The 13,543-nt window shown below is 73.5% G+C and carries 11 protein-coding genes; 1 reads left to right on the forward strand and 10 read right to left on the reverse strand.

The window, feature by feature from the left end; all coding sequences use genetic code 11:
* Positions 1 to 82 precede the first annotated feature (82 nt).
* The 10 genes from trpC to ACFYT9_RS13400 all read right to left on the reverse strand — a co-directional run bounded on the left by trpC (position 83) and on the right by ACFYT9_RS13400 (position 12,467).
* The gene (gene trpC, locus ACFYT9_RS13355; protein ID WP_389163127.1) at positions 83 to 892 is read right to left on the reverse strand and encodes an indole-3-glycerol phosphate synthase TrpC; all 810 of its coding nucleotides are present in this window, start codon (positions 890 to 892) and stop codon (positions 83 to 85) included.
* Entirely contained in the window at positions 889 to 2,517 is a 1,629-nt protein-coding gene (locus ACFYT9_RS13360; RefSeq protein ID WP_389163130.1) for an FAD-binding oxidoreductase, read from the reverse strand. Before ACFYT9_RS13360 ends, trpC begins: the two co-directional genes overlap by 4 nt.
* Entirely contained in the window at positions 2,514 to 3,176 is a 663-nt protein-coding gene (locus tag ACFYT9_RS13365) for a DsbA family oxidoreductase (RefSeq protein ID WP_389163132.1), read from the reverse strand. Before ACFYT9_RS13365 ends, ACFYT9_RS13360 begins: the two co-directional genes overlap by 4 nt.
* Positions 3,173 to 4,456 (reverse strand): flavin-dependent oxidoreductase, encoded by a 1,284-nt coding sequence (locus tag ACFYT9_RS13370; RefSeq protein WP_387270030.1) that lies wholly within the window; start codon positions 4,454 to 4,456, stop codon positions 3,173 to 3,175. Before ACFYT9_RS13370 ends, ACFYT9_RS13365 begins: the two co-directional genes overlap by 4 nt.
* Positions 4,453 to 5,667, reverse strand: coding sequence for a monodechloroaminopyrrolnitrin synthase PrnB family protein (locus ACFYT9_RS13375; RefSeq protein WP_389163134.1), 1,215 nt, complete (start codon positions 5,665 to 5,667; stop codon positions 4,453 to 4,455). The genes ACFYT9_RS13370 and ACFYT9_RS13375 overlap by 4 nt, the downstream gene beginning before the upstream one ends.
* A 78-nt stretch (positions 5,668 to 5,745) precedes the next feature.
* Positions 5,746 to 7,194 carry a polyketide synthase gene (locus ACFYT9_RS13380; protein ID WP_389163137.1) on the reverse strand — a complete coding sequence of 483 codons (1,449 nt, stop codon included), beginning with the start codon at positions 7,192 to 7,194 and terminating at the stop codon, positions 5,746 to 5,748.
* Positions 7,195 to 7,256: 62 nt separating this feature from the next.
* On the reverse strand, positions 7,257 to 8,174 hold the full coding sequence (locus tag ACFYT9_RS13385; protein WP_389163139.1) for an SDR family oxidoreductase: 918 nt from the start codon (positions 8,172 to 8,174) through the stop codon (positions 7,257 to 7,259).
* A gap of 69 nt (positions 8,175 to 8,243) precedes the next feature.
* A complete protein-coding gene (locus tag ACFYT9_RS13390) occupies positions 8,244 to 9,665 on the reverse strand; it encodes an MFS transporter (RefSeq protein ID WP_389163141.1) in 1,422 nt (473 codons plus the stop codon).
* Positions 9,652 to 11,166 (reverse strand): 4-hydroxyphenylacetate 3-hydroxylase family protein, encoded by a 1,515-nt coding sequence (locus tag ACFYT9_RS13395; RefSeq protein WP_387270036.1) that lies wholly within the window; start codon positions 11,164 to 11,166, stop codon positions 9,652 to 9,654. The genes ACFYT9_RS13390 and ACFYT9_RS13395 overlap by 14 nt, the downstream gene beginning before the upstream one ends.
* A 59-nt stretch (positions 11,167 to 11,225) precedes the next feature.
* Positions 11,226 to 12,467 carry an FAD-dependent monooxygenase gene (locus ACFYT9_RS13400; protein ID WP_389163144.1) on the reverse strand — a complete coding sequence of 414 codons (1,242 nt, stop codon included), beginning with the start codon at positions 12,465 to 12,467 and terminating at the stop codon, positions 11,226 to 11,228.
* Between the two features lie 125 nt (positions 12,468 to 12,592).
* Here ACFYT9_RS13400 and ACFYT9_RS13405 point away from each other — a divergent pair, with 125 nt between their 5' ends.
* On the forward strand, positions 12,593 to 13,543 hold the full coding sequence (locus tag ACFYT9_RS13405) for an AraC family transcriptional regulator (RefSeq protein ID WP_389163146.1): 951 nt from the start codon (positions 12,593 to 12,595) through the stop codon (positions 13,541 to 13,543).

Genomic DNA, 13,543 nt, shown 5'->3' on the forward strand with positions numbered 1-13,543 from the left:
CGCGGCCCCGGCACCGTCCGCAAGGGGCCGGACGGTGCCGACGGTGGCACGGCCGGGAGGCCGGGGCCCGGCAGGCGGGGGGTCATGCCGCCGGGAGCGGCGGGGTGCGGCGGCCTGCCCCGGTGAGGGCCGCGACCGCGGCGGACGGGTCGCCGTGAGTGACGAGGGTGGTGCCGACCAGGACGGCGTCGGCGCCGAGAGCGGCGCAGCGCGCCGCGTCCCCGGGACCCCGGATGCCCGATTCCGCGACCCTCACCACGTCCGCGGGCAACCCGGGGACGACGCGTGCGAAGGTGTCCCGATCGACCCGCAGGGTGCGCAGGTCGCGGGCGTTGACGCCGACCACCCGGGCACCGGCGGCGACGGCGCGCTCCGCCTCCGCCTCGTCGTGCACCTCGACCAGCGCGGTCAGCCCGGCCTCCGCCGCGACCGCCAGCAGCTCCGCGAGGCGCGGGCCGCCGAGGGCGGCGACGATGAGCAGGACCAGGTCTGCGCCGTGCGCCCGGGCCTCCCACACCTGATACGGGTCGACGACGAAGTCCTTGCGCAGGACGGGCACGCGGACGGCGCTGCGGACGGCGTCGAGGTCGGCGAGGGAGCCGCCGAACCGGCGCCCTTCGGTGAGCACGCTGATCGCCCCGGCCCCGCCGGCCACATAGGCGGCGGCGAGGGCCGCGGGGTCGTCGATCGTCGACAGTGGGCCGAGCGCCGGGCTGATCCGTTTGATCTCGGCGATCACCCGCAGCCCCGCCGGGTCGCGGAGCCACGCGGCGGCGTCCTTCGCCGTGCCGTGGGCCCGCGCCCGGTCCCGTACCGCGTCGAGCGGAAGGGCCCGGCGGCGGTCGGCGGCGTCCTCGGCGGCGCCCCGCACCAGGTCGTCGAGGACGCTCATCGTCCGCTCCGGGGGCCGGAGGGCTCGACGGAGAGGGCGTGTCGGAAGACGTGGTGAGGGTCCCAGCGTCGCTTGACCTCGCTCAGCCGGGGGAGGTTGGAGCCGAAGTAGAGCTCCTGCCAGGGGATGCCCGAGCGGTTGCGGGCGGGGTCCTTGAGGTCGGTGTCGGCGTAGTTGACGTAAGCGCCCCCGGTCGACGCTCCGGGGGCCGGGGCGCCGCCGGTCGCCGCGTAGACGTCCTCGTACAGCTCGCGCAGGAAGCCGGTGTGGCGGGCGTCCTCCGCGGCGGCGGTCCACTCGCTGACGTACATGAGCATCAGCGCGCTGTCCCGGTGGACGAGGGCCGTGTCACCAGGGGCGACCGCGTTGACCTGTCCGCCGTACGGGGCGATCAGCAGACCGCTGCCGGGGTGGTCGTAGTCGGTGCGGCTCAGGTGCCGGTGGAGGGCCGTGACGTGCCGCTCGTCGAAGGCGCGGCGGTGGTAGGCGGACTTCCCCTTGATGCGCTTGCCGGTGGGCCTGTCGGCGAAGCCGGCCCATCGGGTGGACATCAGCCAGGGGAGCCGTGTGCGCTCCACCGTGCGGCCCTGGACGCCGACCCCGCGCCCGAGGGCGGCGAGGAAGGCGTCGAGGCGGCGCTCGGGGTCGCCGTTCCCGGTGGACAGCTGGACGTTGAGGGCGACGGCTCCGCCGGAACGGTGGAAGACGGCGAGGTGGCTGTAGAGGTCGGCCTCGGGGTCGCCGGGTGAGTTGTGTCCGGCGTGCCAGGCGCTGTAGTTGGTGAGCAGCCGGGCGAAGGAGTCCTGGCCCAGGGCGGCCCAGGGCCAGATCACCGTGGAAACGAGGAGTTCCGGCGGCGGGGCGGGCAGGGCGTGCCCGGGGCCGGCCGGCCGGTCCCCGGGGGTGCGGAAGAAGTAGCGGGTGACGATGCCGAAGGTGCCGCCACCGCCGCCGGTGTGGGCCCACCACAGGTCGCGGAGGACACCGCGGTCGTCGCGGGAGGCGACGACCGCGCGGGCGGTGCCGGAGGCGTCGACGACGACCACCTCGACCGCGTACAGGTGGTCGACGGTGAGGCCGAGGGTGCGGTTGAGAGGACCGTAGCCGCCGCCGCTGACGTGGCCGCCCACGCCGACGGTGGGGCAGGAGCCGCCTGGCAGGGCGATGCCCCACCGCTTGAACAGCTGCTCGTTGACCTCGCCGAGCCGGGCGCCCGCCTCGACCGTCACGGCTCTCCGGCGCGTGTCGTACGAGATGGCGTTCATGGCCGAGAGGTCGACGAGCGCGCGCACGGAGGCGTGGTCGACGAAGTCCTCGAAGCAGTGTCCGCCGCCCCGGACGGCGGGGAGGCGGCCCGAGTCGACGGCCCGCTGGACGGCGGCGACGACCTGGGAGGTCGTGCGCGGCAGGGTGATCGTGTCCGGGGTGCCGGTCCAGCGCTGGTTGACGCCCCGGCTGAGGTCGGCGTACGCGGCGTCGCCGGGGCGCACGACGGTGGCGGGATCGGTGGCCGGACCGGCCGGCCCGAGGGCCGGCGCGGCGGTGGCGGTGGCGTGGGCGGCGGTGACGGCCGCGCCCGTCAGGGCGGCGGCTCCGACGAAGCCGCGGCGGGACAGCGTGCTCACTGGTTCCCTTCCCGGGTGTGCGAGGCGGTGGTGGCGGTCCCGGCGGTCAGGCTGCGCAGGAAGACCGCGGGGTCCTCCTGGGGGCCTTCGACGACCGGTCCGTCACCGAAGGCGATGCGGGGCACGGTGGTGATGCCTCGGGCGCGGGCGGCCCGGTCCTCCGCCCGCACCTCGGCGACGCCCTCCCCGGAGGCGAGCAGCCGGGCGGCGTGGGCGCGGGGCAGACCGGCCCGTTCGACGCGGTCGAGCAGGACGCCGTGGTCGGAGATGTCGGCGTTCTCGGTGAAGTAGGCGCCGAAGATCAGCTCCTCGAGCCGGGACTGGAAGGGGCGGCCGTGGCCGTGCCCGGCCCACCGGAGCAGCCGGTGTGCGTCCAGCGTGTTCGCGGCGAAGCCGGTCTCGTTGCGGAAGGCGATCCCGTGGCGGGGCCCGACGGCGGTGACCTCCCGGTTCATCACGGCGGCACGCTCCTCGCCGTACTTGCCGGCGAGCCAGGTGAGCATGGGCATCGGCTCGGCAGGCTGTTCACGGTCGATCAGGAAGGGGTGCAGCACCACTTCCGTGTCGGTCCGCCCGGAGGCGGAGAGGGCGAGGTCGAAGGTCCGCTTGGTGATGTAGCACCAGGGGCAGGACACGTCGGACCAGATGTCGATCCTCATCGGGCACCTCCGGTGACGGTGGGGGCGGCGAGCGACGGACGGGTGTTGACCGTCTCCGGGTCGAATCCGCCGAGCCGGGCGAAGTCCCGTGAGATGTTCTCCAGTTCGCCGTCGGGGAAGATCTCCGCGGGGTCGCCGAAGCCCTCCGGGGCGCGCTCGTGGGCGAGGTCGATGACCACCTCGGGGCCGCGCCGCCGGGCGCTGGCCTGGATCCGGGTGAGCACCGGGAGCCGGTCGGCCTCGTAGGCGGCGAGGGCGTCGGCGGGGGAGTCGTGCCGGGCCAGTTCGCGGGCGAGGACACGGGCGTCGACGATCGCCTGGGTGGCGCCGTTGGAGCCCATCGGGTACATGGCGTGGGCGGCGTCCCCCAGGAGGGTGACCGCGCCGTGGGTCCAGCGCTCCAGCGGGTCCCGGTCGACCATGGGGTAGACGTACGACTCGTGGGCGGCGCGGATCAGCGCGGGCACGTCGAGCCAGTCGAACGTCAGGTCGGCGAAGTGGTGAAGAAACGTTTCAGGCGCGACGGCCCGGTTCCAGTCCGCGTCCTCGAAGACCGCCTCGGGGTCCGCCGCGCGGGCGACGGCCCAGTTCACCAGGACCTCGCCGGAGGGCTCCGCGGGGGCTGACATCGGGTAGACCACGGCCCGCCGTCGGTCGTCCCCCGCGATGATCATCGATCGTCCGTCGAGGAACGGCGGGACGGTGGACGTGCCCCGCCACACCACGAGCCCGTTCCACGGCGGAGGACCCTCCTGCGGTTCGAGGCAGGACCGGACCCGGGAGTGGATGCCGTCCGCGCCGATCAGCGCGTCCGCGGTCGTCACGCTCGCCCGGTCGGCCGCGGGGTGGTGCACCCGGACGTCGACCCGCCCGTCGGGGCGCGACGCGAAGCCCTCCACGCGCGCGTCCGTGACGATCGCGCCGGGACCGAGCCGCCGGCGCACGGCCTCGGCGAGGACGGACTGGAGACGACCGCGATGGATCGACAGCTGTGGCCAGCGATAGCCGGCCGCCAGACCGCGTTCCTCGCGCCAGATGAGCTGCCCGTGCCGGTTGTGGTAGCCGAGGGTGCCGGTGGGCACGGAGACGGCCAGGAGTTCGTCGAGCAGGCCGAGTTCGGCCAGCTCGCGCACGGCGTTGGGCAGGATGTTCAGGCCCACGCCGAGGGGCTTGATCTCCGGCACGGCCTCCAGAAGGCGCACATCGGTGCGGCCGGCGGCGTGCAGGCTCAGCGCGGTGGTCAGCCCGCCGATCCCCGCGCCCGCGATCAGGACGCTCACGCGGTCCTCCGCTCGGCCCGCTCCGTACCCTCCGACGCGTGGGAAGGGCCGGAGGCGCCCGCTGAGGCGTGGGCGGCGTCGGACGCCTGGGCACCGGAATCCCCCGCGGACGTTCCGCGCGCGGCCTCCGGCCGCCGTCCGGTCAGCCGGGCGGTCGCCCGGGTGAGGTCGGTGATCCGGCGCAGCAGGTCGACGCTGGCGCCGCCGCTGCCGACCGGATAGAGCCTGAGGTCGGCGTCGTACGCCTTGCGGGCGATCCCCAGGTGCCGGCCGCGGAAGACGACGATGACGCGCAGCAGCCGGGCGAGGGCCTCGCCGGAGGCCCGCAGGGACGGGGCCCGGCGCTCGGCCTCCTCCGGGTCGTCGCCGAAGGCGGTGACGAGCCGGCTCACCACGGAGGGCACGCCGGTCCAGTGCCCGTACAGCTCCCGCCAGCGAGGCAGGCTGTAGGGCACCGAGTCGCGGAGGAACTCCTCGTAGCCGGGCTCGCTGCGGTCCGAGGCCCAGACGGCCTGGTCGATCAGCCAGAGCGGGACCTGGGCGGCGGCGGGGCCGAGCAGCACACGCCCGTCGACGGTGATCTCCTCGAAGTAGGCGCGCAGCTCCCGGGCGAAGAACACCGGGCTGACGTTGGCCACCACCATGTCGATCGACGAGACCATGGTCTCCACGTGAGCGGTCAGCTCGTCGGTGAGGACACCGAACTTGGGGTCGTCGACGCCGAGATCGCTGAGGATGCCGGCCAGTTCGAGGCCTTCGCGCAGGTGCGGGAAGACCATGCGGACGGACTCCTGGAGGTACGCCTCCTGGACGTCGCCGCAGTACATGCGCTGACGGCCGCCGGTGGGGTTCCACGTCGTGTAGTGGTGCACGGTGTCCCGGGGCACCATGTCGGTGCGGCGGCCGAGTTCGAGCAGGACCGGGGTCACCTCGGGGACGAGCGGCACGGGCTCGGGACCGTGCTTCTTGATCGAGCCGAGCAGCATGCCGAGGTCCCGCATGGCGGCGACGCACTCCTCGGGGGAGTAGCCGGCGACATCGTCGAGGGCGGGCACGAGGGAGCGCAGGGAGGAGACGAGCGCCGGGACGTCGGCGTCCTCGTTCTGCCGGCGCATGTCGAAGCAGGGCTTGTCGGCGGCGAGCGGGTCCAGTTCCCGGATCGCCGCCGAACGTATGGAACTGCCGAGATCGATGCCGAGTGTGCTGGTCAAGGTGACTCTCCGTAAGGACGTGGTCGAGCGCGGACATGGTGGAACGCGCCCGGACGGTGTGAAGGAGGAAGCAGGGCGTCAGCGGCCGGGCCGGAATGCCGGCGCGGCCGGGAAGGCGTGACGGCGCAGCTGCCAGGTCCGGGCGGGGGGCCCCGCGGGGCGGCCTGCGGACGGCCTGGACGCCCGGGGTGCCGGGCCGAGGACGAGGTGCACGTTGGTGCCGGACATCCCCTGGCCGTTGACGGCCGCGAGCGCGGGCAGCCCCGGCGGGGCGGGCAGTGGGCGGAGCGAGGTGGGTACCACCAGCGGCAGCCGCTCCCAGTCGACCCGCGGGTTCGGGTTCTCGAAGTGGAGACTGGGCGGGACCTCGCCGTGTTCCAGACAGAGGACGGTCTTGATGAGGCCGGCGACTCCTGCGGCGGCCTCGCAGTGCCCGATGTTGCTCTTGACCGAGCCGACCAGACAGGACCGGCCGGCGGGACGTCCCTCGGCCAGCACCTCGGTGAGCGCGGCGAGTTCCACGGCGTCGATCCGCGTGCCGGTGCCGTGCGCCTCGACGTACCCGACGTCGCCCGGGCGGGTGCCGGCGTCCTCGTGGGCCCAGCGCACGGCCCTCGCCTGACCGGCCGGCGAGGGGTCGGTGATCCGTTTCTCGTCCGCCCCGTCGTGGCTCATGGCGCTGCCGAGGATCACCGCCCGGACGGGATCGCCGTCCGCCAGGGCCCGGTCGAGTCGCTTGAGCACGACGACACCGACGCCGTCGGAGCGGACGAAGCCGTCAGCGGCGGCGTCCCCGAAGCGGCAGCGGCCTTCCCCGGACAGGACGCCCGCGCCGTCGAACACCTCGGTGACGGCAGTGTCGAGCACCAGGTTGGCCCCGCAGGCCAGGGCGGTCCGGGACTCGCCGGAACGCAGGCTCAGACAGGCCAGGTGCACCGCGGCGAGAGACGAAGCCTGGGCACAGTCGAGGGTGACGCTGGGACCGTGCAGGCCCAGGTGATGGGAGAGGCGTCCGGAGAGCATCGACCGCTGCTGGCCGCCGACCAGGCAGTCCAGGTCGAGCGATCCGGCACGGGCGGCGCGGAGCCGGTCCCAGTGATCGGCGTGCGACTGTCCGGCGAAGACCGCGGTACGGCTGCCGGCCACCGCGCGCGGATCGGCGCCGGAGTCCTGGAGCGCCTCCCAGGCGGTGAGGAGCAGCAGGCGCTGCTGCGGGTCCATGGCGTCGGCCTCCTCGTCCGTGATGCCGAAGAACCCGGCGTCGAAGAGGTCCCAGCCGTCGACGAAGCCGCCGCGCAGGCCGCCGGAGGGCGGTCGGGCGTCCGCCGGGAACCGGTCCTCGGGAGCCGGACCGACGGCGTCCCGGCCGGCCCGGAGCAGCTCCCACAACTGTTCGGGCCCGTGGGCCCCCGGCAGCCGGCAGCCGATCCCGATGACCGCGACTGCGGTGGTGGCGTCTTCTCTTCCGCGCCCACGCGCGTGTTCCGAGGCGAGCTCCTGGTCGAGCTCGCCGGTGTCGTCATGCATCCTTACTCCCCCGTGAACGTGTCGGTGGGCCGAGCCGCCCTGCGGGCCGGCCCACGCCCGCGTCAGCCCTCCGTGCGGGCCCAGATCTCCCAGGGCTGCGCCTCGACCCACTCGGTGACGGGGGTGAGGCGCACGCCGAAGGCGGTCTCGACGCCGGCCGGGGAGGCGGCGAGCAGGTCGGCCGCCCGACCCGTGCCGGCGTAGTGGTAGATGCCTGCGACGCCGGCGGCGGCCTCGGGGCCGATCGCCTGGCCGAGGCCCTTCTCGAAGTCGGCGACGTCCAGGGGCAGATAGGCGACCTCGCGGCCGAGCGCGCGACCGAAGGCGGCGGCCAGCTCGGGGCCGGTGAGGATCTCGGCACCCCCGACGTTCCACACGCGCCCCGCGGGCACGTCCTCGTCGAGGGCGCGGGCCGCGACGCGGGCGAGGTCCGCGTGCGACATCCACGCGACCTTCTGATCGGCGGGCAGCGGGTAGGCGAGGACGCCGTCGTTGACGATGGCCGGGCCGTTCCACGGGCTGAAGAGGTTCTCCAGGTAGACCGGGGGGCGGACGACGACGACCGGCACCGGGCCGTCGAGCAGGATCCGCTCGGCGAGGCGGCGGGTCTCGAAGCCGGCGTACGGGGTGGTCTCGTCCGGGACCGGCGTGTTGACGTTGTAGACCAGGCGGCGCACCCCGGCCGCGTGGGCGGCCCCGGCGATGTTGCGGGCATACCCGGCCACGGTCTCGGAGTCGTACTCCAGCGGCATCACGACCACGGCGTGGGTGACGCCGTCGAAGGCGGCGCGCAGTGCCTCGGGGTCGCCCAGGTCGCCGTAGACCGGGGTGACGCCGGCGGGCAGGCTCGCGGCCTTGGCCCCGTCCCGGACGAGCCCGCGCACGTCGTACCCGTCGGCGGCGAGCAGCCGGGCCACGGCCCCGCCCTGGAAGCCGTTGGCCCCGGTCACCAGGACGTGCTTGCGGTGCTCCTGTGTCATGTCGTGCCTTTCATCGGGTGGTTTTCGGTTGGCGCACCCGGCCCGCCGCGGTGCGGTGGGCCGGATCGGTCAGGAGGCGGTCCGCTGCTGCTCAGGTGCGCCCTGCACGGACGGAGCCGGCAGTCGCAGCCTGAGGACGAGCAGCACGCCGAGGACGGCGGGTACGGCTCCGACCAGCAGGGCGGTGGCGAAACCGTCGGTGAGCGCGGGCCCGCGGGCCCCGGTGGAGGCGCCGGTCACGGCGGCGGCGATGCCGGAGAGCACGGCCAGGCCGATCACCGAGCCGAACTGGAGGCTGGTGTTGAGCAGCCCGGAGGCCAGCCCGGACTCCTCCTCGCGGGTGTCGAGGGTGGCGGCGATGTTGGTGGTGATGGACACGAGGGGCAGGGCGACGCCCAGCAGCAGGCTGGGCGGCAGGACATCGACCACGTACGTGCCGTCGGCGGAGATCAGGGACTGCCACGCCATGCCGGCGGCGACGAGCGCGAAACCGGCGCCCATCACGGCGCGCAGGCCGAAGCGGGCGATCAGCCGGTCGGTACGGCTCGCGACGGCGATGACGACGATGCAGAGCGGCAGCAGCGCGAGCCCGCCGAGCACCGGCTCCTGGCCGAGCACGGCCTGGAGGTACAGGCTGACCAGGAAGAACATCGGGAACAGCGACATCTGCCAGAGCGCGGCGAGGACGTTGGCGAGTCGCAGGGACGGCCGGCCGAGCACGGAGAGCGGCACCAGCGGATGCGCGGACCGGCGTTCCACCAGGACGAACAGGATGAGCAGGACGAGGGCGCAGGCGCCGGTGACGAGGGTGGCCGTGGAGCCCCACCCCGCCTCGCCCGCGTTCACCACCGCGTAGGCGAGCAGGGCGAGTCCGGCGGTGACGGTGGTCGCGCCGGGCACGTCGAAGCCCTGCCCGGTACGGGCGGCGCCGCCGGCCGGCAGCAGACGCCGCACCGGCAGCATCAGCGCGATGCCGGCGAGGACGTTCAGGGCGAAGGTGGACTCCCAGCCGAGCCAGCTGGTGAGAACCCCGCCGAGCACGGTGCCGGCCGCTCCGCCCGCGCCGGCCATCGCGGCGAACACGCCGAGCGCCCGGTGCCGCTCCGGCCCGTCAGGGAAGAGGGTCAGGAGGAGCGCGAAGGCGGCGGCGCCGGCCATCGCGGCCCCGACGCCCTGCGCCGCGCGGGCCGCGATCAGCAGCCCGGCGTCCTGGGCGAGGGCACCGAGCAGCGAGGCCGCCGCCAGAACACCGAGGCCGGCGACGAAGACCCGGCGCTGTCCGAGGAGGTCGGCGGCCCGACCGCTGAGCAGCAGGAGCCCGCCGAAGGAGACCAGGTAGGCGTTGGCCACCCAGGACAGCGCGGCCGGGGAGATCTCCAGGCTCTCCCCGATGGAAGGCGCGGCGACATTGATGATCGACGTGTCGAGCAGCAGGACGAACTGGGTGCCGGCGAGCAGCGCGAGGGCTTTCCCGCGGTCAGCTACCGCCATGGTGTTCCCCTCCCGTACCGGGAACGCGGAAGTCCCCGAGGGGGTCGAGCCCGTAGCCGTCGAGGCAGGACTGGGTGAAGGCGGCCAGGTGGTCCGGGTCGCCGTCCCGGACGATGCCGGGCAGGTAGACGTGGGGCGCGCCGTGGTAGAAGCGCTCGTACTGCTCGTGCCGGGAGGCGAACTCGGAGCCGAGGGCGTCCCAGGCGAGCTTCAGCAGTTTGACCCGCTGCTCCGCGGGAGTGCCGGTGGAGCGCACGTACTTGGCGACGAGCGGACCGAGTTCGGGATGGGTGAGGTCGAACCCGGAGGCGGGGAGCTGGATGAGCCCGCCGCCGGCGAGCAGCTTGATCTCGGCGAGCACCTTGGGGTACAGGTCACCGGCCATGGCCCGGTGCGCGGAGGCGATCGCCCGGTTGATGTGGACGGCGCCGTTCTCGCCGGGCACGCGCTCGTACTCGGCCTCGGCCGCGAGGACCATCGACTTGGCGATGCTGAGCCAGCCCATGATCCGGCCGAGCTGCATCTGCACCGGCGGCAGCTGGTAGGTGTTGTTCGAGCGGGTGATGAGGATGGCGAGCCCGGCGAGGAACTCCAGCTTGGTCCAGAAGCGGGTGGCGGCCTGGTGGACGAAGTTGTTGTAGGCGGGGGTCAGCCACCACATGCCGAAGGTCGTGTCGGTGTTCCGGTAGGTCAGCACCCGCTCCCAGGGGACGAAGACGTCGTCGCAGACGAGGAGGGCGTCGTTCTCGTCGAAGCGGGAGGAGAGCGGGTTGTCGAAGACGCTGCGGGCCTGCGCCTCGTAAGAGGTGCGCGAGATGAACTTCAGACCGGGCGTGGAGAGCGGCACGGAGAAGGTCAGGGCGTACTCGATGTCCTGCCGGGGCAGCGGCTCGATGGTGCCGACGATGATCTCGTCGCCGAACACGGCACCGGTGCCGATCATCTTGGCGCCGCGCACGACGATGCCGTCGTCGCGCTCCTTGACCACGCGGACGAAGAGGTCGTCCTGCTCCTGCTCGCTGCCCGCCCGGGTGCGGTCGATCTGCGGGTTCGTGATGGTGAAGGCGGGGTACAGGTCGCCCTCGGACATGCGCCGGTGGTAGGCGGCGAGGTTGTCGCGCCCGTCGAAGCCGTCCCCGGCGAGGACATCGGGGGCCGAGACGAAGCCGGCGATGCCGGCGGCCATGTAGTCGGGCGAGCGGCCGAGGAAGCCGAAGCTCGCCGCGGACCAGGTCTTGAACGCCTTCCGCCGCTCTATCAGTTCCGCCTGGGTGCGGGGCACGTGGTAGGCGCGCAGGATCGGCTGCTGTTGTCCCTCGGGCGTCACCGTGAGGACGTCACGCCACTCGGGGTCGCCCGCGATGTCGTAGAGCCGGGCGAAGGAGCGGGCGGTGTTGCGGAAGGCCGGGTGTTCCGTGACGTCCTTGACCTGCTCACCGTCGATCCATACGGAACGGCCGTCGCGCAGTGATTCGAGGTACTCCTGGCCGCTGCGGGTCATGGTTCTCCTGCCGGGTGTGTGTCGATCGGATGGGTGATCGCGGGGGACGCCGCACGCGGTCAGGCCGCGGCGTGCGGCCGGTGCGGCGGTTCGTAGGGGGAGGGGGCGTTGGCGGCGTCGGTGTCGGAGCCGGCGGCCCGCGCGTAGTCGCCCGTCACCTGGGCGAGCCGGGCGGCGGGGACGACGTCCTCGACCCGGTGGAATCCGCGCGGGGCACGGGCCTGGACCAGGTCGATGACGCGCTCGGGACCCTTGGCACGATTGAGGAGCTGGAGGTGGTTCATCCGGGGCCGACGCTCCCGGTCGTACGCGGCCAGCGCCTCCACCGGGTCGGGGTGGCGGGCCAGCGCGTGGGCGAGGCTGCGGCCGTCGACGACGGCCTGAGTGGTGGCGTTGGAGCCCATGGGCGCCATGGCGTGGGCGGCGTCCCCGAGCAGGGTGACCGGGCCGAAGGACCAGCGGGGGAGCGGGTCGCGGTCGAGGAGCGGGAAGGAGCCGGCCTGCTCCGCCTCCCCGAGCAGGGCGTCCAGCCGCAGATCGCCCCGGGCCCAGCCGGTGACGGCGGCGGGGAATCGGTCGGCGCGCTCCGCCGCGGTGCGTGAGATCGCCCAGTTCACCGGGACGAGACCGTCGGGCCCGGGGGTGGTGGAGAGCGGGTAGACGACGGCCTTCCAGCGTCCGTCGCCGAGGACGGCCATCGCCCGTCCGCCGTGGAAGGGGGCGGCACGGGTGATGCCACGCCAGATGGTGGTGCCGTCGGAGCTCGGTTCGCCCTCACGCGGGTAGAGCGTCCGGCGGACGGCGGAGCGGATGCCGTCCGCGCCGATCAGCACGGCGGCGTCGATCCGGCGGGGCGCGCCGTCGGGGCCGGGGGCCAGCTCGACGGTGACGCCGCCGGCCTGAGGGGCGAAGCCGGTGACGCGGGCGCCGGTGGTCAGCGCGGCGGCGCCGAGCCGTTGGCGCACGGCCGTGAGGAGGGCCTGCTGGAGGGCGCCGCGGTGCACGGCGAGCTGCGGCCAGCGGCAGCCGTCGGCCCGACCGCGGGGCTCGCGCCAGATGGTCTGGCCGAGATGGTTGTAGTAGCCGAGCTCCGTCAGGTCGGCACCGATGCCGGAGAGGGTTTCGGACAGTCCGAGGGCGGCCAGCTCGCGTACGGCGTTGGGCAGCAGGTTGACCCCGGCACCCATCGGACGGATTTCGGGGACGGTCTCCAGGACTTCGATGTGGCGCAGTCCGGCGGAATGGAGGCTCAGCGCGGCGACCAGACCGCCGATGCCGGCACCGGCAATCACGATGTGCATAGAACGCTTACCCCCGTACTGCAACCCCGTTAACCGGCCAAAGCTCCCGGCTTTCACCCCTCATGGTTCTCGGGCCGCTGACTACGATCAATGAGGCAAGCGCCGAAACGGATTAGGGGGAGTCCATGGGTGACGATGCGCTGACCGCGTTGCTGCGCCCGTTGTGGCTGATCGACATCTTCCACAGCGTCTGGGAGGCGGGCGGGGCATGGGGGGTGAAGGGGCACGAGGACAGCTGCGCGATCATGCACCACATGGTCCGGGGCAGCTGTGTGATCACCTTCGAGGACGACTCCGAGCCCGTGGACCTGTACGAGGGAGACCTGGCGATCTTCCCGCACGGCACGGCCCATTCGTTCTCCGCCGGGCGCGGGGCGCACACCACCCCGCTGTCGGCGCTGGTGCCGAACGTGAGCCCGGGCGAGTCCGGACTCGTCAGGGTCGGGACACCGCCGTACGGGACCCGGATGCTCTGCGCGAGCCTGCGTTACAGCCCGCTGACCGAACCGGGGCTCTACGGCGAGCTGCCCCGGATCATCGTGCTGCGGCGGTCCATGCTGGAGGGCGAGCCGTTGCTGATGTCCACGCTGGGCGCCCTGCCCTCCGAGATCGGACGGACGGCCCCGGGAGCGCGGCTGGTGGCCCTGCGGGCCTTCGAGACGGTCTTCGTGCTGTCCCTGCGGGTCGCCCTGGAACAGCTGACGGAGCAGTCCCCGGCCCTGCGGGTGCTGCGCCACCAGGGCATCAGCAAGGCGCTGATGGCGATCCACGGTTCGTACGCCGAGCCGTGGACAGTGGAGACGCTGGCGAGGAAGGCGGGCATGTCGCGGTCGGCCTTCTCCCACCAGTTCAAGGACCTGGTGGGAGAGACACCGATGCGACATCTCACGGCCCGTCGGCTCCAGGAGGCGAAGCGGCTGCTCTCGGACACCCCGATGGCGCAGCATGAAATCGCGCAGCGCGTGGGCTATCGCAGCCAGGTCGGTTTCCACCAGGCGTTCCGCAAGGAATTCGACACGACCCCGGGCACATTCCGATCCGAGCGGGAAGTCGAGCGAGTCGATGAAAGCCCGTAG

Source organism: Streptomyces sp. NPDC004435, assembly GCF_042873895.1.
In the GTDB taxonomy this organism is placed as follows: Bacteria; Actinomycetota; Actinomycetes; order Streptomycetales; family Streptomycetaceae; genus Streptomyces.

What these genes read in the sequence shown, in the direction of transcription:
- ACFYT9_RS13395 (WP_387270036.1), bottom strand. Translation starts at nt 11,166, where the DNA reads ATGACCCGCAGCGGCCAGGAGTACCTCGAATCACTGCGCGACGGCCGT.
- trpC (WP_389163127.1), bottom strand. Translation starts at nt 892, where the DNA reads ATGAGCGTCCTCGACGACCTGGTGCGGGGCGCCGCCGAGGACGCCGCC.
- ACFYT9_RS13380 (WP_389163137.1), bottom strand. Translation starts at nt 7,194, where the DNA reads ATGCATGACGACACCGGCGAGCTCGACCAGGAGCTCGCCTCGGAACAC.
- ACFYT9_RS13385 (WP_389163139.1), bottom strand. Translation starts at nt 8,174, where the DNA reads ATGACACAGGAGCACCGCAAGCACGTCCTGGTGACCGGGGCCAACGGC.
- ACFYT9_RS13400 (WP_389163144.1), bottom strand. Translation starts at nt 12,467, where the DNA reads ATGCACATCGTGATTGCCGGTGCCGGCATCGGCGGTCTGGTCGCCGCG.
- ACFYT9_RS13365 (WP_389163132.1), bottom strand. Translation starts at nt 3,176, where the DNA reads ATGAGGATCGACATCTGGTCCGACGTGTCCTGCCCCTGGTGCTACATC.
- ACFYT9_RS13405 (WP_389163146.1), top strand. Translation starts at nt 12,593, where the DNA reads ATGGGTGACGATGCGCTGACCGCGTTGCTGCGCCCGTTGTGGCTGATC.
- ACFYT9_RS13390 (WP_389163141.1), bottom strand. Translation starts at nt 9,665, where the DNA reads ATGGCGGTAGCTGACCGCGGGAAAGCCCTCGCGCTGCTCGCCGGCACC.